The sequence below is a fragment of the Azospirillum sp. NS33 genome (assembly GCF_059703765.1).
Genome location: NZ_BAAKJB010000015.1, coordinates 59,105 through 79,954 on the forward strand (window position 1 = coordinate 59,105; position 20,850 = coordinate 79,954).

At 68.6% G+C, this 20,850-nt stretch carries 15 protein-coding genes, 1 pseudogene and 2 CRISPR repeat arrays (1 of these 18 running past the window's edge); of the genes and pseudogenes, 15 read left to right on the forward strand and 1 reads right to left on the reverse strand.

What is annotated here, in order from left to right:
- A CRISPR array of direct repeats spans positions 1–1,967; the repeat unit is 32 nt; unit sequence GTCGCCCCCCGCGCGGGGGCGTGGATCGAAAC (it extends 330 nt beyond the left edge of the window).
- Positions 1,968–2,353: 386 nt separating this feature from the next.
- The 10 genes from cas5 (at position 2,354) to AC6H2I_RS14765 (ending at position 14,219) form a co-directional block, all read left to right on the forward strand.
- Positions 2,354–3,025: a CRISPR-associated protein Cas5 gene (cas5, locus tag AC6H2I_RS14720; RefSeq protein WP_497501410.1), complete on the forward strand. Its 672-nt coding sequence runs from the start codon at positions 2,354–2,356 to the stop codon at positions 3,023–3,025.
- Positions 3,015–5,048 (forward strand): hypothetical protein, encoded by a 2,034-nt coding sequence (locus AC6H2I_RS14725; RefSeq protein ID WP_497501411.1) that lies wholly within the window; start codon positions 3,015–3,017, stop codon positions 5,046–5,048. The genes cas5 and AC6H2I_RS14725 overlap by 11 nt, the downstream gene beginning before the upstream one ends.
- A 2-nt stretch (positions 5,049–5,050) precedes the next feature.
- Positions 5,051–5,944 (forward strand): type I CRISPR-associated protein Cas7, encoded by an 894-nt coding sequence (locus AC6H2I_RS14730; RefSeq protein WP_497501412.1) that lies wholly within the window; start codon positions 5,051–5,053, stop codon positions 5,942–5,944.
- A gap of 83 nt (positions 5,945–6,027) precedes the next feature.
- The gene (locus tag AC6H2I_RS14735; protein WP_497501413.1) at positions 6,028–8,202 is read left to right on the forward strand and encodes a CRISPR-associated helicase/endonuclease Cas3; all 2,175 of its coding nucleotides are present in this window, start codon (positions 6,028–6,030) and stop codon (positions 8,200–8,202) included.
- Positions 8,199–8,873, forward strand: a complete 675-nt coding sequence (gene cas4 / locus AC6H2I_RS14740; protein ID WP_497501414.1) for a CRISPR-associated protein Cas4 — start codon at positions 8,199–8,201, stop codon at positions 8,871–8,873. The genes AC6H2I_RS14735 and cas4 overlap by 4 nt, the downstream gene beginning before the upstream one ends.
- 3 nt (positions 8,874–8,876) lie before the next feature.
- A complete protein-coding gene (cas1c, locus tag AC6H2I_RS14745; RefSeq protein WP_497501415.1) occupies positions 8,877–9,917 on the forward strand; it encodes a type I-C CRISPR-associated endonuclease Cas1c in 1,041 nt (346 codons plus the stop codon).
- Between the two features lie 24 nt (positions 9,918–9,941).
- Positions 9,942–10,232, forward strand: coding sequence for a CRISPR-associated endonuclease Cas2 (cas2, locus tag AC6H2I_RS14750; RefSeq protein ID WP_497501416.1), 291 nt, complete (start codon positions 9,942–9,944; stop codon positions 10,230–10,232).
- 195 nt (positions 10,233–10,427) lie between these two features.
- A CRISPR array of direct repeats spans positions 10,428–10,855; the repeat unit is 32 nt; unit sequence GTCGCCCCCCATGCGGGGGCGTGGATCGAAAC.
- 140 nt (positions 10,856–10,995) lie between these two features.
- Positions 10,996–12,015: an IS21 family transposase gene (istA, locus tag AC6H2I_RS14755; protein ID WP_497501417.1), complete on the forward strand. Its 1,020-nt coding sequence runs from the start codon at positions 10,996–10,998 to the stop codon at positions 12,013–12,015.
- Positions 12,015–12,791, forward strand: a complete 777-nt coding sequence (istB, locus tag AC6H2I_RS14760; protein WP_497501418.1) for an IS21-like element helper ATPase IstB — start codon at positions 12,015–12,017, stop codon at positions 12,789–12,791. The genes istA and istB overlap by 1 nt, the downstream gene beginning before the upstream one ends.
- 480 nt (positions 12,792–13,271) lie before the next feature.
- Positions 13,272–14,219, forward strand: a complete 948-nt coding sequence (locus AC6H2I_RS14765) for a replication protein RepA (protein WP_497501419.1) — start codon at positions 13,272–13,274, stop codon at positions 14,217–14,219.
- Positions 14,220–14,292: 73 nt separating this feature from the next.
- Here AC6H2I_RS14765 and AC6H2I_RS14770 read toward each other — a convergent pair whose 3' ends face one another.
- Complete coding sequence (locus tag AC6H2I_RS14770) at positions 14,293–15,207, reverse strand: GDP-L-fucose synthase family protein (protein ID WP_497501420.1); 915 nt, start codon at positions 15,205–15,207, stop codon at positions 14,293–14,295.
- 304 nt (positions 15,208–15,511) lie between these two features.
- On the opposite strand from AC6H2I_RS14770, the gene AC6H2I_RS14775 reads away from it, so the two are divergent.
- The 5 genes and pseudogenes from AC6H2I_RS14775 to AC6H2I_RS14795 all read left to right on the forward strand — a co-directional run bounded on the left by AC6H2I_RS14775 (position 15,512) and on the right by AC6H2I_RS14795 (position 20,850).
- On the forward strand, positions 15,512–16,534 hold the full coding sequence (locus AC6H2I_RS14775; protein WP_497501421.1) for an AAA family ATPase: 1,023 nt from the start codon (positions 15,512–15,514) through the stop codon (positions 16,532–16,534).
- A complete protein-coding gene (locus AC6H2I_RS14780; protein ID WP_497501423.1) occupies positions 16,524–17,420 on the forward strand; it encodes a ParB/RepB/Spo0J family partition protein in 897 nt (298 codons plus the stop codon). Before AC6H2I_RS14775 ends, AC6H2I_RS14780 begins: the two co-directional genes overlap by 11 nt.
- Positions 17,421–17,997: 577 nt before the next feature.
- Positions 17,998–18,918 carry a recombinase family protein gene (locus AC6H2I_RS14785; protein ID WP_497501424.1) on the forward strand — a complete coding sequence of 307 codons (921 nt, stop codon included), beginning with the start codon at positions 17,998–18,000 and terminating at the stop codon, positions 18,916–18,918.
- Positions 18,919–18,973: 55 nt separating this feature from the next.
- Positions 18,974–19,540, forward strand: a pseudogene (locus tag AC6H2I_RS14790) (Tn3 family transposase); the annotation flags it as partial.
- A 302-nt stretch (positions 19,541–19,842) separates the two neighbouring features.
- Positions 19,843–20,850 (forward strand): NAD-dependent epimerase/dehydratase family protein, encoded by a 1,008-nt coding sequence (locus AC6H2I_RS14795; RefSeq protein ID WP_497501425.1) that lies wholly within the window; start codon positions 19,843–19,845, stop codon positions 20,848–20,850.

The following is a 20,850-nucleotide window of genomic DNA, read 5'->3' on the forward strand; positions in this document are numbered from 1 at the left end:
CGTCGCCAAGTCGCCCCCCGCGCGGGGGCGTGGATCGAAACGTGTACTCGACGCACACGTCGTCACTATTGATGCGGGTCGCCCCCCGCGCGGGGGCGTGGATCGAAACCGTCATGATGCATTTTGTAGCGAGTATGCCGGCGTCGCCCCCCGCGCGGGGGCGTGGATCGAAACGTTCTCGACAGCGGCGCGGTACTGGTCTACCAGGGGTCGCCCCCCGCGCGGGGGCGTGGATCGAAACTTTCTCGAGGAGCGCATCCTCGACATCGCGCCGCCGTCGCCCCCCGCGCGGGGGCGTGGATCGAAACAGTTCTTCCACGGCTCGGAAGTGGCGTTCTGGCCGGTCGCCCCCCGCGCGGGGGCGTGGATCGAAACCGTATACAGTCTCTTCATGGCGGGCGTGAAGAGAAGTCGCCCCCCGCGCGGGGGCGTGGATCGAAACGACGATGGCCGGCCACGTCTGCGGCAGCGCGGCCTGTCGCCCCCCGCGCGGGGGCGTGGATCGAAACGCGGGTAACTGACCGACGACGTATCGCCAGTGCGTCGCCCCCCGCGCGGGGGCGTGGATCGAAACACTTCGACCTATGCCGATTTTTCTAGCGACCTCGTCGCCCCCCGCGCGGGGGCGTGGATCGAAACCAGAGCGACGTTGAGCATGCGGTGATCCCGATCGCGTCGCCCCCCGCGCGGGGGCGTGGATCGAAACCTGTCCGCCATGATCCGCGGCCGCACCACCCACAGTCGCCCCCCGCGCGGGGGCGTGGATCGAAACGTTCCAGCGCCGCACCCCGTACTGGCCATATTGGGGTCGCCCCCCGCGCGGGGGCGTGGATCGAAACGGCCGCGCTGCCGCAGACGTGGCCGGCCATCGTCGTCGCCCCCCGCGCGGGGGCGTGGATCGAAACTGAGGAGGGCCGCCAGATGGCATTCGACTGGGGGGTCGCCCCCCGCGCGGGGGCGTGGATCGAAACCACGTCTGCGGCGGCATCGGCGGCGGCGCGAAGGGGTCGCCCCCCGCGCGGGGGCGTGGATCGAAACAGCAAGCCCACCCTGGTGCCCGACCTGGACCGCGCGTCGCCCCCCGCGCGGGGGCGTGGATCGAAACTACAGCCGCCCGCTCGACGTGCTGCGCTACTACGGTCGCCCCCCGCGCGGGGGCGTGGATCGAAACGCCATCAGCGGGTCTCGACGTGCCAGACCAGGCGCGGTCGCCCCCCGCGCGGGGGCGTGGATCGAAACCTCAAGCAACGCCACGCCGGCAACTGCCGCGACGTCGCCCCCCGCGCGGGGGCGTGGATCGAAACACTTGGAATGGTCCGCAGTCTTCTGTGGCGTTGCAGTCGCCCCCCGCGCGGGGGCGTGGATCGAAACCGCCATCGTGCCGATTACGGTCCAGACGCTGAAGGTCGCCCCCCGCGCGGGGGCGTGGATCGAAACTGGGCAAGGGCGTTGGTGTAGCCGAGTGCCGGCAGTCGCCCCCCGCGCGGGGGCGTGGATCGAAACCATCCCGAGACGAGCCAAGCCGGCGCCATCAAAGAGTCGCCCCCCGCGCGGGGGCGTGGATCGAAACGCCAACGACGTCGGGTACATCACGGCCGCCGGCGGTCGCCCCCCGCGCGGGGGCGTGGATCGAAACCGGCACCAACCCGCGGGCCGAGTTCGACGCCGACGGTCGCCCCCCGCGCGGGGGCGTGGATCGAAACCGCGGCGAGAGCATCGGCCGGGACGCTCGCGACGTCGCCCCCCGCGCGGGGGCGTGGATCGAAACAGCAAGGCCAAGGGCGGCGTGCCGCGCAAGCAGCGTCGCCCCCCGCGCGGGGGCGTGGATCGAATCCCCGTGGCCGTGGTGTCGAAGGTGTGGGGCCGCGAGTCGCCCCCCGCGCGGGGGCGTGGATCGAAACAGGAGGTCGGCGTAGCGATCCGCCTCGCCGGCGGGTCGCCCCACGCGCGGGGGCGTGGATCGGAACAACCGATAACGCGGCAACGCGAATTTTGCGCCGGGGACATTGCCACCCCCCGGACGGATCTCGTGAACCGCCGGGGTGTGACTCCCTCACCGCGTCCCCAGAATCCTAGAGTTTCGATCCACACTCATCGTCGCGAGCGATTGTCCAACGGTAGCGTGCCGCACGCTCACGGCGTAGAGAATTCTCTAGAATTCTAATTTAAACGGTTAGAGATTGACGAGTCAAATCCCCTTTGGCAGAATCACAGGGTCTTGATGCACCGTGTCGGCGCTGATGAGGCGATCGTTTCCCCTCATGAGGGTTTAACGAAGCACGGATGGCGCTGCCTGAGTTTGGCGACGCGATCCGTTGTGCCGGCGCACGCCAGTTCCCGGCGCAGGTCACTGGTGATCCAGCTGCATTTGTCGCCGGAGGAGCCGATGTCCAAGTATGGTGTCGTGTTCGAAGTCGCCGGCCCGCTGGCGATGTATGCCCGGCCGGACACGCCGGGTGCTGCGCCGGTGAGCTATCCAGCGCCCCCTTGGTCTGCTGCCAAGGGATTGTTGGAAACCATCGCGTTCCTGCACAGCGGTGCGGTGTTCTGCCCGACACGGGTCGAAATCTGTCGCCGCGTCGGCGCGCCGGGTGGCGAGGTGCGCTATCAGCGCTACGCCACCAACTATGGCGGGCCGCTGAGAAAAGCAAATCAGCGGGCCAGCGGCGCCAGCTTCCAGTTCTTTGCGACCGTCCTCTCCGACGTCTGCTTCCGAATCCATGCCGATGTGCGCGCCACCCACGATGGGCCTGGCCCCAACCCGGCGCATCACCTTCAGGATCTGTTTTCGCGCCGTTTGAAGCAGGGGCGCTGCTATCAGACACCGGCGCTGGGTTGGAAGGAATTCGTCTGCTCCTACTGGGGGCCGATCCGACCCGATCTTTATGAAATCGACACCCACCTCGACCTGACGGTGCCGTCGATGTTGGCGTCCATGTGGGATGCGCCGCGCGGCGGCCGTTTGGCGCCACGCTTCCAACAGGACGCGCGCGTCGTCCAAGGTGTTCTCACCTATGCTCAATGAACTCCGCGCCATCGAGCGGGGGCTGGCGGCCTCCGGGCTCGCCACGGCGGGCGAACGGCACCCGGACGTCAAGGAGGTCGGCAAGAGCGTGTGCGCGCGGGTGCGACTGGCCACGGACGGCACGGTCGACAGCTTGGCCTTTCTCGCGCCCGAGCAGGTCGCACAACTGTGGACGCTGCGCGACGGCCAGAAGAACAGCTTTCCCGCGGTCAATCACGCGGTTGCCAATCAGCTCGGCAGCGAAGTGGACGTCGAGACTGCGCCTCTCGACGCGCTCGCGGAAGCATTCGCCTCGCAGAACGCGGCGCCGTCCTGGGCACGGAAATCTTTCCGCCAGCGGATCGGAGAGCGACTCGCCCAACTCGACAGTTTGCGGGCAGCACCGGAATCCGCCGCGGTGCCTGCAATGTTCGAGCGCTTTATATCGGCCTCGGCCTCGCCCGCGACGCTGTTGCGCGGCATTGCCGACGCCGTCCTGCGCGCCCATCGGGACGGTGACGCGGACGCCAAGACCGCCCGCCAGTTCCTGGCGTCGGGCGGTAGGCTTTGCTTCGACATCGCCCGCGATGATTTCCCGACAGATGCCTGCACTCCCCAGCAGATTCCGGCGATCAGCCGGGCGCTCGACACCGGCGGGGACGAACGGCGGCGCGGCATTTGTGCCATGACCGGTCGGCAGGCCGACCTCGCCGACCAGTTCCCGCAGCCTAATCTCCCCACCCTCGGGCAAACTTATCTGTTCTCCAAGAACCCCGACCTGCCGGCGGTGGCGCGCTACGGCTTGATCGGCACCGCCGCGTTCGACGTTTCGCGGGAGTCGATCGGCCTCATGCGGGCGGCGCTCGACGCCGTCACCACGACCGGGCGCAAGGGCAAGACGTGGGCCAGCGTGCCCGGTGAACGGCCCAAGCAAAGCGACCTGTTGATCGCCTTCGTCGCCGGGGCACCGGATCTGGCGATCGCTCCGGTCCTGGCCGACGGGGGCGATGACGAGGAAGAGGACGAAAGCCACAGCCCCGAGGCCAGCTATGAGCGGCGGACCCAGCGGGTCATAGACGCCCTGAAAGCGGAGCGCGGCGCGACCTTCAGCGACACACCGGTGATCGTCTGCGTGATGCGCAAGGTCGACCTGGGCAACCATAAGGTGATCCTTCACCGATCGACCACGGTTGTCCAGATTGAGCGGGCTCGTGATCGCTGGCTTTCCGGTCAGGAGAACGTTCCCTCATGGCTGCGGCTGCCCGTGCGCGGCAGCGCCAAGCGGACGGCGGTTTGGGCGGCCCCTCCGCCGGTGGCGCCGCTATCGTTGCCGCGCCTGTCGCGCGTTGCGTATGTGCGGGGCGGACTGGCCGTGACGGATGTCGTCGGGGTGTCCGCAGCGGATGCGCTGGGCCTTTTCCTCGGCGACGGGGATGCGGCTCCACGCGCGCGCCGCATGCTGCGGCTCTTCCTCCACCGCTATGGCGCCCTGCTCTCCGGCGTCGTCCATTCCCTTCGCCGCGGCGGCATCGAGGCCGCGCGGCCCTACAATCGCGACGCCGCCCTGCGCGCGGTGGCCGTTTTCGGCGTGCTTTTGAACACCATCAAACCGGATGGAGCGGACGTCATGACGACCATCGCATTCAAACTGGGGCAGTTCCTCAGCGTCGCCGACCGACTTCATCTCGGCTACTGCGCGGACGTGCGCAAGGGTGCCACACCGCCGACGCTGCTGGGCAATTCGGTGCTCGCGATGGCGCAGACGCGACCGCAGAAGGCGCTCGCCGTGCTGCTGTCGCGATGGCGGGTGTACGACGCATGGGCGAAGCAACCACAGACCAGCCACAAGGCGACGCTGCTCCTCGGCAAGGATCACAAATCTCAAGAAGGCATTGCCATCCGCTGGGCCGTTTCCCAGCATCGCCGGGCTGCCGATTTGGCTCGCGAATTGAGGGAAAGCCTCGATGTGACGGTGGATGACGAATTTCGTGCCGAATTGCTCTTGGGTTATGTCGCCGGCTTGGAAAAAAAGGGGGACGAGTGACCATGATCGATTTCAATCGGGGCACGGGCATGCTGGTGATCGAAGTGCGGTGCTCCAACCCCAACGGCGACCCCGATCAGGAAAGTGACCCGCGCACCCTCAGCGCCGATGGACGGGGCCTGATCTCGCCGGTGTCGTTCAAGCGCAAGTTGCGGGATCTCGTGGAGGCCACCGACGGTCCGGTGTGGGAAAAGATCGCCACCATGCCGCACCTGATCGGCACGGATCGTCAGCACAAGGTTCTCGAAAGCCGGGGGCGCAACCGGGAGGAAATCGGCAAGCTCGATCGCGACGGCTTCACCGCCGCCTTTTGGGATGCCCGTGTCTTCGGCAACACGTTCCTGGAGTCGATGAAGGAGGCACCGAAGGACAGCAAGAAGGTCACCCGCGACCACTTCATCAACACCGGCGTCGCCCAGTTCGGCCCCGGTGTCAGTATCGCACCGGTGACGATCGAGCGGCTGACCATGACCAACAAGGCCGGCGTCGAGGGCGACAAGGACCGGGGCATGGCACCTCTGGGGTGGCGGGTGGTCCAGCACGGCGTCTACCTCATGCCGTTCTTCATCAACCCCAGCGCCGCGCGTAAGACCGGCTGCGCGGCCAGCGACATCGAACTGCTGAAGTTCCTGGTTCCCCACGCCTATCGTGCGACGGCCTCGGCCGTGCGGCCGTTCGTCGATATCCGGCACGCCTGGTATGCGGAGCACAAGGACCCGCTGGGATCGTGCCCCGACTATCTGATTGTCGAGGCGATGACACCGCGCAAGACCAAGGGCGGATCCGACGATCCGTCCACGTCGATCGAAGACTACGACGTCCCCACCGAACTGCCGGCGGACATCGCCGGGCGCCTCGCGTCGTTCGAGGACCTGTGCCGGAAGGACTGGGTTTGACGGACGCGCGTCGCCCTCTCGCCCATTCGTCACCTGACGTAACGCGGGACGGCCAATCCTACAGCGACCATGTGGGGGCGGTGGTGGCCGGCGCCACCGCGAACGCAAGAGACATGTGCGGCGGCGGCACCCGACCGCCCGATGGATTTGTACACGCGGTCGAAACGGCGGCGCGGTTCCATGACCTCGGGAAACTCGATCCGGACATCCAGGAGGTGCTGCGCCGCGGGCGTGGCGGCCGGCTTCCGTGGGACCACATCGATGCGGGTTGCGCGCATCTGGTGGCCGGGCGGAATCGTCCCGCAGCCTTCATCGTCCGGGCGCATCACGCGCCGGGACTGCCCAGGAACGAGGACCATTTCAACGTCGACAGGAAAGGCGCCAAGCTGCGCGGTCGGCGCCACGACACGGGGGAAGCCTTCGACCCGGCCCAGGTGGCGCGAACCGACCGCATGCTTGGAACCTATTTGGACGCCCACGCGGCGGCGCTTGGCCCCGTCGATGTTCCGCCGGTGAAGACCTTTCACGGGCTAGCGCTGCGGTTCGGCGTTTCCTGCCTCGTGGACTCCGACCATGCCGATACGGCGAAAGAAGACACCGGGCGTACACCGCCCAGGCCCGTGGCGCCGCGGTGGGCCGAGCGGTTGGCGGCGCTCGACACTTACGTCGCGGGCCGTGCGACGGCGAGCCTTGGCGATCAGGAGCGCAATCACCTGCGGGCGCGGTTTTACGCAGCCTGCCGGAGGGCTGACGACGATGGCCCGATCGTGGCGTGCGAAGGGCCGGTCGGGATCGGCAAGACCACAGCGGTGACCGCCCACCTGCTGGGCGTCGCGGTCGAAAAGGGACTGCGCCACCTGATCGTCGTCGCGCCCTACACCAACATCATTTCGCAAACCGTCAAGGTGCTGCGGGAGGCATTGACGCTGCCCGGCGAGACGCCGGACCAAGTGGTCGTGGAGCATCACCACCGCGCCGATTTCGCCAGCATCGACAGCCGCGACCTGGCGATCACCTGGCGGGCGCCGGTGATCGTCACCACCGCCGTGCAGTTTTTCGAGACACTGGCAGCGCGCGACCCCGCCGCGCTTCGCAAGCTCAACCAGCTTCCCCGCTCGGCGGTGTTCATCGACGAGGCACACGCCGCCCTGCCGGCGGCACTGTGGCCGCAGAACTGGCGCTGGCTTAACGAACTGGCCGATATCTGGGCGTGCCGGTTCGTTCTTGCCAGCGGGTCCCTCGCCCGCTTCTGGGAGCATCCGGGCGTCGTCGGCACACCGGTTCGGCTGCCGCAGCTGATGCCACTTGATATGGCCACCACCGCCGCGGTCGCGGAGCGCCGGCGGATTCGCATCGAAGCCCTCGGCCATCTTGGCTCCGTCGCCGCACTGGTCGCGGCGGTGGACGCCGCCGAGAGGCCGGGGCCGCGCCTCGTCATCCTGAACACCGTCCAAAGCGCGGCCGTCGTCGCACGCGCCATGCGGGATGAGGGATTGGACGTTCTGCATCTCTCGACGGCCCTGTGCCCGCGCGATCGGGAGACTGTGCTTGCACTGGTGGAGAACCGCCTGCGCGGTTCCGACACCGACTGGACGCTGGTGGCGACGAGTTGCGTCGAGGCGGGCGTCGACCTCTCCTTCAGGACGGCGTTCCGCGAACGGTTCAGCGTGTCGAGCCTGTTGCAGGTGGCCGGACGGGTCAATCGCCATGGCGAGCATGACGTCCGAGGCGGCGGCGAGGTCTTCGACTTCACGCTCTCCGAAGCCGGGGGTATTGTCCGCCATCCCGCCGCCCGGCACGCCGCCGGTGTTCTGGGAAAGCTGCTGGACGGCGGCTGGTTCCGGGACGCGGACCGGCTTCCGGCTGATATCGTCACCCGCGCCATGGCTGACGAACTCCGCGAAAGGGGGATCACGGACGTGGCGACGACGTCCCCCCTAGTCCTGGCCGAGCGTGCGAAGGACTACCCCGGCGTCGCCGACCTCGGCCGCGTGATCGACGCCGATACACGCCTCGTGGTCGTCGATCCCGAACTGTTGCGGCGCGTGGCGGCGCACGACGGGGTGACCGCTCGCGATCTGCTGCGCGGCAGCGTGCAGATTTGGGCGGCCAAGATCGCCGCCTATCACCTGGAACCGGTCCCGGGCCGGCCGGACGTGTACGGCTGGACCGGCACGTATGACGGGACCTTCCTCGGCTACATGGCCGCCGTTCTGGAATGGCGCGACATCGACCAGACCGGGCTGTTCATCGCATGATCGCGGACGACGACGACCCCATCCCCCTGTCGGCGCTCCAGCACCAGCTCTACTGCCCGCGGCAGTGCGCGCTGATCCATCTGGAGCGGCAGTGGGCGGAGAACCGCTTCACGGCGGAGGGGCGCATCCTGCACGAGGCCGCCGACGCCGGCGGGCAGGAGCGGCGCGGCGGCGTCCGCACGGTGCGCGCCATGCCCCTGCGCTGCCGCCGGCTGGGCATCGGCGGGGTGGCCGACGTGGTGGAGCTGCACGGCCCCGACGGCCGGCCGTACCCGGTGGAGTACAAGCGCGGCAAGCCCAAGGCGCACCGCGCCGACGAGGTGCAGCTCTGCGCCCAGGCCCTGTGCCTGGAGGAGATGTTCGCCACCGAGGTGCCGGAAGGCGCGCTGTTCTATGGCGAGACCCGGCGCCGCGTGGCGGTGCCGTTCGACGCCGCCCTGCGCGCGCTCACCGAACGGGTCGCCACCGAGACCCGGGCGATGCTGGACAGCGGGCGCACGCCGCCGCCGGTGTGGAGCGCGCGGGTCTGCGGCGCCTGCTCCCTGATCGACACGTGCCAGCCCAAGCGCCTTGCCGCGCCGCCGTCGGTGGCCGGCTGGCTGGCCCGGCAGCTGGACCAGCCGCCGGACGGCGGCGTGGCCCGGCCGCCGGACGACCATGCGGAGGACTGACCCATGCGCCGCCACCTGAACACCCTGTTCGTGACGACCGAGGGCGCCTGGCTGCGCAAGGACCGCGAGAACATCGTGGTCGAGGTCGAAGGGGCCGAGCGTGGCCGGGTGCCGATCCACCTGATGGGCGGCGTCGTCTGCTTCGGCCGCGTCGGCATGTCGCCCGCCCTGATGGGGCACTGCGCGGAGACCGGCGTGGCCGTGTCGTTCCTGACCGAGCATGGCCGCTTCCTCGCCCGGGTCGAGGGGGCGCAGAGCGGCAACGTGCTGCTGCGCCGCCGCCAGTACCGCGCCGCCGACGAGGCCGACGCCACCCTGGCCATCGCCCGGGCCATCGTCGCGGCCAAGGTGGCGAACCAGCGGACCGTGCTGCGCCGGGCCCTGCGCGACCACGGGGCGGGGATGGCGGAGCCGGACCGGGCGCGCCTGGACGAGGCCCAGCGCCGCCTCGGCGACGCCGCACGGCGGGCCGCCGAGGCCCCCGATGCCGACACCGCGCGCGGCATCGAGGGCGAGGCGGCGAACGCCTATTTCGGCGTCTTCGGGCTGCTGATCCGGCGTGACGACGCGGCGTTCCGCTTCGACGGGCGCAGCCGCCGGCCGCCGCTGGACCCGCCCAACGCGGTGCTGTCGTTCCTCTACGCCATGCTCGGGCACGACTGCCGCTCGGCCCTGGAGACGGTGGGCCTCGACCCCCAGGTCGGCTTTCTCCACCGCGACCGGCCGGGGCGGTCCAGCCTGGCGCTGGACCTCATGGAGGACCTGCGCCCGGTGCTGGCCGACCGGGTGGCGCTCAGCCTGATCAACCGCCGGCAACTGGGGCCGGACGATGTCCGCCGGCTGGAGAACGGCGCCGTCCTGCTGACCGACGACGCGCGCAAGACGGTGCTGGCGGCGTGGCAGGAGCGCAAGAAGGACGAGGTGGTCCATCCCTTCCTGGAGGAGCGGATGAGCTTCGGCCTGGTGCCCCACATCCAGGCGCGGCTTCTCGCCCGCCACCTGCGGGGCGATCTGGACGGCCATCCGCCGTTCGTCTGGAAATAGCGGTCACGCCGGGAGGGACGGCCGATGCTGATGCTGATCACCTACGACGTGAGCACCGAGACACCCGCCGGCCGGCGGCGGTTGCGCCGGGTGTCGAAGGCCTGCCTGGATCGCGGCCAGCGCGTCCAGCTCTCGGTGTTCGAGTGCGAGGTGGACCCGGCCCAATGGGCGGCCTTGCGGGCCCGGCTGATCGGCGCGATCGACCCCGCCACCGACAGCCTGCGGTTCTACCACCTGGGCGCCGACGCCAAGCGGCGCATCGAGCACGTCGGGGCCAAGCCGGTGCTGGACCTGGACGGCCCGCTGGTGTTCTGAAGCCCCGGCACCGCGCCGCGCGAACCCCAAGCGCCCACCGAAACGCCGGGGGGTTCGCGCAGCGCGCACCCCCCTGTTCCACAAGACGATGTCCGCAAAGCCCTGGCGCCAGCGCCAGCGCGGGCCCAGGATAACGCCGAGGTTCGCGCCACGCGGTCGGATTGTGGTTCTTTGACAAATGGATACAGTGGAGGAGTCGCCCCCCATGCGGGGGCGTGGATCGAAACAGAGCCGCACCGATCTCGGCGGCATGGCCACCACGTCGCCCCCCATGCGGGGGCGTGGATCGAAACATTCCTTGTCATGCACGGCACCAACGAAACGGGGGGTCGCCCCCCATGCGGGGGCGTGGATCGAAACTGCTGGTGCTGGCCGGGGCGGTGGGCGCCGCGCTGGTCGCCCCCCATGCGGGGGCGTGGATCGAAACGCCACGGGCGGCGACCTCGACCACCTCGCCGCCGTCGCCCCCCATGCGGGGGCGTGGATCGAAACTACAACGTGGCCCGGCTGGACGGTGAGGACGACAGTCGCCCCCCATGCGGGGGCGTGGATCGAAACGCCACCGTCGGCACCGCGGACACCCACGCCGCGGTCGCCCCCCATGCGGGGGCGTGGATCGAAACCGCACCTGGGCGTGGCGGCGGCGCGAGATCGACGCGTCGCCCCCCATTGTTGCCATCGCTGGAAAATGACCCGGGTTCATCGGGCGAAAACTGACCCACCGCTTCTAGACTCCCCCCCGACCTGCGCGGAGGGGGGAGGGATGCAGACAGCGGAGGGAGTTATGGAAATCCGGGTTATGTTGAAGCAGGGCAAGGGCATCCGGGAGATTGCCCGTGAGTTGGGCCTGTCTCGGAACACGGTTCGGCGGTATGCGCGGGGGGCGGAGCCCGGCTACACGGCGCGGCCGCCGGTGGCTGGGAAACTGGCGGCTCACGCGGATTGGCTGGCGGAACGGGTGCGGCAGGCGGCGCCGGAGCGTTTGTCGGCGACAGCGCTGCTTACGGAACTGCGCCAGCGCGGCTACGACGGCGGCATCACCCTCCTTCGCGAGCATCTGGCGACGCTTCGGCCGTCGGCGGAACCCGAGGCGGTGGTCCGTTTCGAGACGGCGCCGGGCGATCAGATGCAGGTCGATTGGGCCGTGGTGCGGCGCGGCGCGGATCGCCTGTCGGCCTTCATCGCGGTGCTCGGCTACAGCCGCGCTGCTTACGTCGAGTTCGTCACCGATGAGAAGCTGGAGACGCTGATCGGCTGCCATCAGGAAGCCTTCGTGTCTTTCGGTGGCGTGCCGCGGACGATCCTTTACGACAACATGCGTACGGTGGTGGTCGGGCGTGACGTCTATGGCCCCGGTCTGCACCGTTTCCAGCCGGCCTTCCGGGATTTTGCCCACCATGCCGGCTTTCGGCCGCGCCTGTGTCGTCCGTACCGGGCCAAGACCAAGGGGAAGGTGGAGCGGTTCATCCGGTATTTGCGCGACAGTTTCCTGGTGCCGCTGACGACGCGGCTGGAGCAGCGCGGCGAGAGGCTGGACGCGATGACCGCCAACATCGAGGTGCGCAAGTGGCTGCGCGACGTGGCCAACACCCGCGTCCATGGCGGAACCGGCCAGGTGCCGTTGGAACGGCTGGCCGAGGAGCGGCCGGCGTTGCAGCCGCTGCCGCAGCCCTGGCCGGGGAGGCTGTCGCTGGTGCCGGCGACCGCCGCGACGCCGGCGCCGGTTGTGCAGCATTCGCTGGCCGTCTACGACGCGCTGCTGGCCGCGGGTGAGGTGGCGTGATGGACCTTCAGCATCAGCGTATCGCCGAGCTGTGCGAGGACCTGCGCTTGGCCGGGGTTGCCGGACAGTGGCCGGCGCTGGCCCAGGACGCCGCCCGCCGCTCCGCCACCTTTGCCGACTTCCTGGAAACCGCATTGCGGGCCGAGAGGGATCTGCGCCGCGCTCGGGCGCGAACGACCCTGGCCACGCTGGCCAGCTTTCCGGCGGTCAAGACGCTCGACCAGTACGACTTCGACTTCGCCGTCGGCGCACCGCGCCAGCAGATCATGGAATTGGCCACCCTGGCCTTCATCGAGCGCACGGAGAACGTGGTGTTCCTCGGGCCCAGCGGCGTCGGCAAGACCCACCTGGCCATCGCGCTCGGCTACCTCGCCACCCAGCGCGGCATCAAGACCCGCTTCATCACCGCAGCCGACCTGGTGCTCCAACTGGAAACGGCACAGCGCCAGGGGCGGCTGAAGGAGTACATGAACCGGACGGTGATGCCCTACCGGCTGCTGATCATCGACGAGATCGGCTATCTGCCGCTCGGCCGCGAGCAGGCGAACCTCTTCTTCCAGGTGGTGGCCAAGCGCTACGAGAAGGGCTCGGTGGTGGTGACCTCGAACCTCACCTTCGGCAGCTGGGATCAGGCCTTCGCCGGCGACGCGGTGCTCACCGCCGCCATGCTCGATCGCCTGCTCCACCACGCCGCCCTCGTCCAGATCCAGGGCGACAGCTGGCGCCTCAAGGACAAGCGCAAGGCCGGCTTCGCTCCCAAATCCGAGGGAAAATGAACGCCGCCGCGGGGTGGGGCTCGCCCCACCCCGCGGCGCTTCGGTGGGTCAGTTTTCGACCGGTGCCAAAGAGCCAAAGTGGGTCAGTTTTCAGCCGGCGTTGACACCGGCGTTCATGGGACTCTGCTGACGGTATCGTTGCTCTGCGGTGGTGACACGGGGAAATGGGAATTCACCAACCGCTTGCCGGCAGGCATCCACCCGGACAGTCCGTTTGGAACTTCCATGCAAAGGCTCGATTCGCTCACCCCGGCATGCCGGCACCCCGCCTTGTCCACGGCCTCGATATGGAAGATCCATGCAGGAGTTTGGAACTTCCATGCAGCGACTCGAGCGCGACTCGGCTTATCCTCTGGAACTTCCATGCATAGCAAATAGGAGGAATCAAATAAACCCTACAAATAGCCTGCGCATGGAAGTTCCAAATGGACAGGCGCCGCGGTCGCGTGTTGTGCTGCCAATCAGTATGGAGTTGGACGCATGGGCACTCTGCATCACCTGATCCGGCGTCACGGCCGTGACGAGGCTCGTCGTCGCATCGACAATGAAGATCTCCCGTTCTTCGCCGTTGCTTCGTCCATTCTCGAAGAGAGCAGCGATGAAACTGGCCTGACCTACTCAGGCTTCTGCTTCACCAGTCTGCCCCATCGCCGCCTCAAACCCGACCAGCCCTGGTTCCGACGCAACGGCCGCGTCTCGTTGCTCGTCGAACCGGGACGGCGACCGACGACACGCACACCGAACGGCCCGGAAGATTATGAGTTTCTCGGCGTTCCGTACGGCCCGAAGGCCCGGCTGATCCTTCTCTATCTGCAGACCGAGGCGGTCCGGAACCGATCGCCGGTCGTCGAGCTCGGACGCTCGATGAACGCCTGGCTGATGCGCATGGAAATTCCAACCGGTGGCCGCACCTACGCCGAGGTCCGCGCCCAGGCCGAACGCATCAGCCGATGTCGGCTGAGCTTCGATTATCACGGCGACGACGGCCGAAAGGGCTTTTCGAACGAAGGCTTCGTGCGCGACGGCATCAGCCTGCGCGCTGACGACCGCCAGGCCCACCTGTGGGAAGATACGGTACGGCTGAGCCAGGGCTTCTACGACGTGCTGACCGCACACCCCGTTCCGGTGTGGGAGCCGGCAATCAAGCACCTCGCCTCGAAGAGTGCTGCGCTCGACGTCTACATCTGGCTGGCTTATCGGTTGCGCGCGCTCGACCGGCCGACGTCGGTGAGCTGGACGGCGCTGCACGCGCAGTTCGGCTCGGGCGATGCGAGTGCCTTGCGTGGCTTCAAGGCCGGCTTCCGCGAAGCGATGCGGTACGCACTCGCCGTCTACGAAGAGGCACGGGTCGAAGAGGCTGATGGCGGCTTTATGCTCCATCCGTCGGCGCCGCCGATCCCCGAACGCCGGATCGGAAAGCCGGGATGATCCTTGTCCACGACTGCATCGGGGATGGCCGGTGAGCGTCACCGTCCGGGCGCGCCGGGCGAAGGTCGAGTGATCAGACACCGGCAGTCCCGTCGCGAAACCGCCCTCCCCCTTCCAGGAAGTCGGCGTAGGCCTTCGCCAGCCGCGAGACGTCCAGCAGCTTGCGTGGCGCGCCGTCCGGCTTGCCGGTGTCGGTGACGATGCGGCCGCCGAAGCCGACGACCTCCGCCACCGTCGCGGCGAACTCGGCGATCGTCACCTCCCGGCCGGTGCCGACGTTCAGGAACCGGTCGCCGGAATAGCGCTCCAGCGTGAAGGCACAGGCGTCGGCGAGGTCGTCGACGTACAGGAACTCGCGCCGCGGCGTTCCGGTGCCCCAGATCACCACCTCGCCGGCCCCCGCCTCCTTCGCCTCGTGGAAGCGCCGGATCAGCGCCGCCGGCACATGGCTGTGCAGGGGGTGGTAGTTGTCGCCCGGCCCGTACAGGTTGGTCGGCATCAGCGAGACGAAGTCGCAGCCGTACTGGCGGCGATAGGCCTGGCACAGCTTGATGCCGGCGATCCTGGCGATCGCGTACCACTCGTTGGTCGGCTCCAGCGGCCCGGTCAGCAGGTGCTCCTCCTTCATCGGCTGCGGCGCCAGCCGGGGATAGATGCACGAGGAGCCGAGGAAGAGGAGCTTGCGCACGCCCGCGCGCCAGGCGCCGTCGATGAGGTTGGTCTCGATCAGCAGGTTGTCGCGCAGGAAGTCGACGGGGTAGGTGCTGTTGGCGTGGATGCCACCGACCTTGGCGGCGGCGACCACCACGGCGTCGGGCTGCCGGTCGGCCAGCCATGCCTCCACCGCGGCCTGGCGCGTCAAGTCCAGTTCGGAACGATCGACGGTCAGCACCTCGGCCGCGGCGTCCCGCAGGCGGCGGACGACGGCCGCGCCGACCATACCCCGGTGTCCGGCGACCCAGATCCCGCGGCCGGCCAGGGGGAACATGGCGCTACCTTCACGATGGTTTCGAAGCGGTGCTTCGTGTCCCCGGGATTGATGCGTTCGGGTGAATAGCCGACCGTGAAGTCGCGCCCATAGACCAGCCCCGATGCCTCCTCGGGCCGCGGCCGTCGGCCGGGGAATGCGGTCCAGCAGGGCGGTGCGCTGCCGGACCGCGGGCTCGCGAGAAAATTTTCTCGCGGCCGGCTTGGGTTGATTCAATCACTGCCCATGAGCGTCAACCACCACCTTGACCGTCCTCCGAATGCCGCGCAACAGTGGCACCCGCAACTCGCGAGGGGGACGGCGCATGCGCGGCGGGGACATCAAGGCGTTTCGGGAGCGGCAGGGGCAGAACCAACCCGAGTTCGCCTCCTGGCTCAACGCCCGTCTGGGGCGCAAGTACGACAAGGCCAAGATCTCCCGCTGGGAGAACGACAGCGAGAAGGTGCCGGCGGCCGTGGTCTCGCTGATCCTCAAGGAGACGATTGGCACTGTCGTCGAGCACGGCCCCGCCCTGCTGGTGGTCGCGGCGAACCGCAAGGGCGGCGTCGGCAAGACGGCTTTCTGCGTCAACACCGCCACGCTGCTCGCCCGCCACTTCAAGGTCCTGCTGGTCGACGCCGATCCCCAGGCCAACGCGACCATCCACACCGGAATCAATCCCATCGAGCACGAGCGCCAGGAGAGGACGCTGTATTATGCGCTGCAGGCGGCGCACAAGGCGCGCGGCGGCACCGTCGACCTCGGCCCGTACATCGTGACCACGGCAAGCGGTCTCGACGTCCTGCCCAGCGGCATGCGCCTGGGCGACGCCGAGACCGAACTGCACAACCAGCCCGGCGGCCACTGCGCCCTGCGCGAGTGCCTGGACGGTGTGCGGCAGGTCTACGACTTCATCTTCATCGACACCCCGCCCCATTTCGGGCAGCTCACCATCAACGCCCTGACGGCCGCCACCACGGTGGTCGTTCCCTGCCAGACGGAGATGCTGTCGGTCGCCGGCGTCGAGTTCCTGCTGGAGAACCTCGAGTTCATCCGGCGGCGGACGAACCCCGGCGTGGGCGTGCTCGGCATCCTGCCGACCATGTTCGACCGGCGCCTGACCCAGGACCAGGCCTCGCTGGAGGACATCCACAACACCTTCGGCCGGAGCTTGCGGGTCTTCGATCCGGTGCCGCGCGCCACCGTCTACGCCCAGGCCGTCGCGGCGGGCCGCGCCGCCCTGGAGGCGGTGCCGGACGCGCCCGGCTCCGATGTCTACCAAGCCATCGTCGACGCGCTCATCGAGGAGCGCGCGCGCCTGCCGGAGGTCATGAACCATGTCGCGTAAGCTCGCCCGCACCAACACCGCCGTGCTGGCGACCGCCGCCGCGGACCGCGAAGCCCGCGCGGCCGGGCAGGGCTACGGCCGCACGGGGCCCATCATCGTCGAGGTCGACGTCGACCGCGTCGTCGCCAACCCGCACCAGCCCCGCCGCCACTTCGACCCGGCCGACATGGAGGCGCTGAAGGCCTCGATCCGCCGGCACGGGCTGGCGCAGCCGATCGGCGTCCAGCAGCTCAGCGACGGGCGCTTCCAGATCGTCTTCGGCGAGCGGCGATACCGCGCCGTGAAGGACCTCGGTCACGCCACCATCTATGCCGTGACGGTGTCCGGCGCTCCCGACGAGCTCGCCCTCATCGAGAACGTGGTGCGCAGCGACCTGTCCCCCTTCGAGGAGGGCGACGCCTACGCCCGGCTCATGGAGCGGCACGGCTACCGCCAGGAGGACATCGGCCGCATGGTCGGCAAGGACCGCGTCGACATCTCGCGCGCCCTCATCATCAGCCGCCTGCCGCAGCGCATCCGCGACGAGTATCCGCAACACCGCCCGGCCCGCTACAAGCTGGTGGAGATCGGCCGCGCCAAGGGCGAGGACGAGCAGCTGCGGATGTGGGACGCGCTCAAGAGCGAACGGGCCCCGGACGAGGAAACCGAAGCCGCGGCGGGAAACGCGGCGGCGCCGGCGCCGGCGCGGGCAAGGCGCGCAAGCGAAAACGTCCTGAGCGGAACCGCGCTGTCGAAGCCGCTGGCCCGGGCGGTGGTCAAGGCACGCGCGACGGTCGCCGCGGTCCGCGGCCAAGCCTCGAGCCTTGCCGACGTCGACCGGCTGGTCCTCCAGGCCATCCGTGACGAGATCGACGCGATCCTGCGCACCGGCGCGGACGCCGAATAGAACCGATCCGCGCGAGAAAATTTTCTCGCGCCGCCCGCTCGTGAAGAAGCAGCCGGCGGGCCGCAGCGACAGGGGCGGGCCTTCCGGCCCGCGCCCTCGTCCCTCAGGGCATCGATACCGCACCGTCCTTCAGGTGGGACGACAGCGTGTTCCAGGGAGGAGCCGGTGTCATCAGCCGGATGATCAGAGCCTGCCTCCCTCCGATCCATAACCCGCGCGGCCGCTTCCGCCAGACCGTCCACTGCCAAATCGACGGTGCCGGTGCAGCACCTTTGTGCCCGATCGTGCCGGGGAGACGGATAGGCCGTCACCGCGCTTCGGCATTCAACGCAGGTTTAAGTTCCGTGACCCGGTGAGTTTTCCGCCTGCCCCTGTTCCGATGCGGCCGAGGAGGCGATGCCATGGCCTCTGTCCGGCCGGCAGCGCGGCATTGCCATCCAGGACCGTTGCGGTGCGCCGCCTCTGCGCCGGGCCGCCGCCGGTGGGAACGTTTGTACAGCCCTGACAAACGGCCGTTTCTCCGCAACGGACGAAACTGTACAAAGGGGCCCCGACCTTTCCACGGAGCCCCCGGACCATGGCGCTGATCGGCTACGCCCGCGTGTCGACCGAGGACCAGGTGACCGACAGCCAGATGGACGAGTTGCGCGCCGCCGGCTGCGCGGTGATCTTCGAGGAGAAGGCGTCGGGCGCCAGCCGGGCCCGGCCGGAGCTGGCGAAGGCGCTGCACCGGGTGGGGCGGGGCGACACGCTGGTGGTGGCCCGCATCGACCGCCTGGCGCGCTCGCTGTCGCACCTGCTGGAGGTGATCGAGCGGCTGGAGGCGGGCGGGGCGCACTTCCGCTCGCTGCGCGACCCCATCGACACATCAACCCCGCAGGGCAAGTTCGCGCTTCAGGTGCTGGGGGCGGCGGCCGAGCTGGAGCGCGCGCTGATCCGCGAGCGCACCAAGGCCGGCCTGCGCGCGGCCAGGGCGCGGGGCAGGGTGGGGGGAAACCCCGGCCTGCGCGCCCGCGACCCGGCGGCGCTGAAGACGCTGTCCGACCAGCGCGACCGTCGGTACGTGGCCGACCTGATCGCCGGCGCCGAGGCGTGGCTGCCGCGGGTGCGCGAGCTGCGCCCCACCCGCTCGTGGGCCGGGGTGGCCAAGGCGCTGGGCGGCACCGGGGCCGGCGGGCGGCCGTGGACCGCCGACCGGCTGGCGCGGGCGGTGCACCGGCTGGTCAAGGAAGGGTTGGCGGAGGAAACCCTGCTGGTGCCGCCGCCGCGCAAGCCGCCGCAGGAGCGCCTTCTGGTGGTGGTGGCCGGCATCGCCGGCGCCGACCCGACGCTCAGCCTACGCGACATCGCCGCGCGCCTCCAGGCGATGAACGTGCGCACGCCGCGCGGCGGCGTCGAGTGGTCGCCCTCCTCGGTCAAGGCCGTGCTCGACCGGGCCAAGCGCTTCGGCCTGGTCGGGGCAGGGCAGAGCGCGGCCAAGGAGCGCCACGGAACGTAGGGTCAGCCGGCCCGGCTCAAGCCCACTCACCTCCGCCAATCCCGGCGCGGCTCACACCGGCCTGATCGCCCAGCATTGGGACGACCTGTTGCGCCTCGCCGGTTCGCTCAAGCTGGGCCTTGTACAGGCTGGCGGGTTGATGCGCACGCTCCAGACGAACGATCGACCGACCCGTCTGGCGCGGGCGCTGGAGGCGTTGGGGCGGATCATCAAGACACTGTATCTGCTGGCCTACATCAACGACGAAACCTACCGCCGCCGGATTCTTATTCAGCTCAACCGCGGCGAAGGCCGTCACCAACTCGCCCGCATCGTTTTCCACGGCAAACGCGGTGAATTGCGTCAGCACTACCGCGAGGGTCAGGAAGACCAGCTCGGTGCCCTCGGTCTGGTCGTCAATGCCATCATTCTGTGGAACACGATCTACATGGATGCCGCTCTCGACCAACTGCGAGCGGAAGGGTTCGACGTGCGTGACGAGAACGTGGCGCGGCTGTCGCCGCTCGGCTTCGACCACATCAACATGCTCGGCCGTTACGCTTTCACCTTACCGGATGGGGTCGCCCGTGGCGAATTGCGCCCGCTTCGTGACCCCAGGAATGCAGCTCCGGATACCGACTGAGGCCCTTACCTAGGTTTTCCGTTCCGTTGCTACTCGACCCCCGATGACCAGCCTCGGCATGCCGACCTCCCGGAAGGTCGCCTGAACTCCATCGCCTCTGGGCGAAATCCGTCCTCAGGCCGAGTTCTGCACCAAAGTCGCCGCCCGGAGCAACACGGCTCGGCAAGCAGGAGGCAACTTATGTCTCGCCATACCGATGGGGCCGAATTAAGAGTTGGTTTACAGGGAAAGGCGTCTTCTTGCGCTTGCAAAGCCCCTGTGGTTCGGGTGCGGAGTTGAGTCGACGGTCGGGAGAGGGCTTTATGCAGTTCGAACACGTGCTGGTTACCGGTGGGGCGGGATATGTCGGCAGTGCCCTGGTTCCCCGGCTGCTCGCGGCCGGGCATCGGGTGACCGTCTACGACATCATGTATTTCGGTTCGGATCACCTCCCGAAAGACGATCCAAGGCTTCGTGTGATCGAGGCCGACATTCGGGACACGGCCACCTTCCATACGGCGTGCGAGGGCGTGGACGCGGTTATCCATCTCGCCTGCATCTCCAATGACCCGAGCTTCGAACTGGACGAACACCTCAGCACCTCGATCAATTACGAGTGCTTCGAGCCGATGGTCGTCGCGGCGAAGGCTGCCGGAGTCCGGCGCTTCATCTACGCGTCCACCAGTTCGGTCTACGGTGTCAGCGACGCTCCGGACGTGACCGAGAACCACCCCCTGGTGCCGCTTACGCTCTACAACAAGTTCAAAGGCATGTGCGAACCGCTGCTGTTCAAGCACCAGTCCGACACCTTTACCTGCGTGACGATTCGTCCTTCAACCGTGTGTGGTTACGCACCGCGTCTGAGGCTCGACCTGTCGGTCAACATCCTGACGAACCATGCCATCAACAACCGCAGGATCACCGTGTTCGGCGGCGACCAGATGCGCCCGAACATCCACATCGACGATATGGTCGACCTCTATCTTCTGCTTCTCGACCTTCCCAAGGAGCAGATCGCCGGGGAGACCTTCAACGCCGGCTACCGGAACATGACGATCGCCGAGATCGCCGGTGTTGTCCGCAAAGTCGTGATGGAGGAGTTTCCCGAACTGGGGGAGATCGAGATCATCCGCACGCCCTCCGACGACAAGCGATCCTACCACGTCAATTCGGACAAGATTCGCAAGGCCATCGGGTTCGAGCCCAAGCGTACCGTGGAGGACGCGGTGCGCGATCTGTGCGTCGCCTTCCGGGCGGGCAAGATCCCCGACAGCCTGGCCGACGACCGCTATGTGAACGTCAAGACCCTGAAGGCGCTGGAGCAGGCGTGA

Coding starts and splice junctions, on each gene's coding strand:
- cas2 (WP_497501416.1), top strand. CDS start 9,942: ATGCTGATGCTGATCACCTACGACGTGAGCACCGAGACACCCGCCGGC.
- AC6H2I_RS14785 (WP_497501424.1), top strand. CDS start 17,998: ATGGCGCTGATCGGCTACGCCCGCGTGTCGACCGAGGACCAGGTGACC.
- AC6H2I_RS14765 (WP_497501419.1), top strand. CDS start 13,272: ATGGGCACTCTGCATCACCTGATCCGGCGTCACGGCCGTGACGAGGCT.
- AC6H2I_RS14730 (WP_497501412.1), top strand. CDS start 5,051: ATGATCGATTTCAATCGGGGCACGGGCATGCTGGTGATCGAAGTGCGG.
- istB (WP_497501418.1), top strand. CDS start 12,015: ATGGACCTTCAGCATCAGCGTATCGCCGAGCTGTGCGAGGACCTGCGC.
- istA (WP_497501417.1), top strand. CDS start 10,996: ATGCAGACAGCGGAGGGAGTTATGGAAATCCGGGTTATGTTGAAGCAG.
- AC6H2I_RS14770 (WP_497501420.1), bottom strand. CDS start 15,207: ATGTTCCCCCTGGCCGGCCGCGGGATCTGGGTCGCCGGACACCGGGGT.
- AC6H2I_RS14775 (WP_497501421.1), top strand. CDS start 15,512: ATGCGCGGCGGGGACATCAAGGCGTTTCGGGAGCGGCAGGGGCAGAAC.
- AC6H2I_RS14795 (WP_497501425.1), top strand. CDS start 19,843: ATGCAGTTCGAACACGTGCTGGTTACCGGTGGGGCGGGATATGTCGGC.
- cas1c (WP_497501415.1), top strand. CDS start 8,877: ATGCGCCGCCACCTGAACACCCTGTTCGTGACGACCGAGGGCGCCTGG.
- AC6H2I_RS14725 (WP_497501411.1), top strand. CDS start 3,015: ATGCTCAATGAACTCCGCGCCATCGAGCGGGGGCTGGCGGCCTCCGGG.
- AC6H2I_RS14780 (WP_497501423.1), top strand. CDS start 16,524: ATGTCGCGTAAGCTCGCCCGCACCAACACCGCCGTGCTGGCGACCGCC.
- cas4 (WP_497501414.1), top strand. CDS start 8,199: ATGATCGCGGACGACGACGACCCCATCCCCCTGTCGGCGCTCCAGCAC.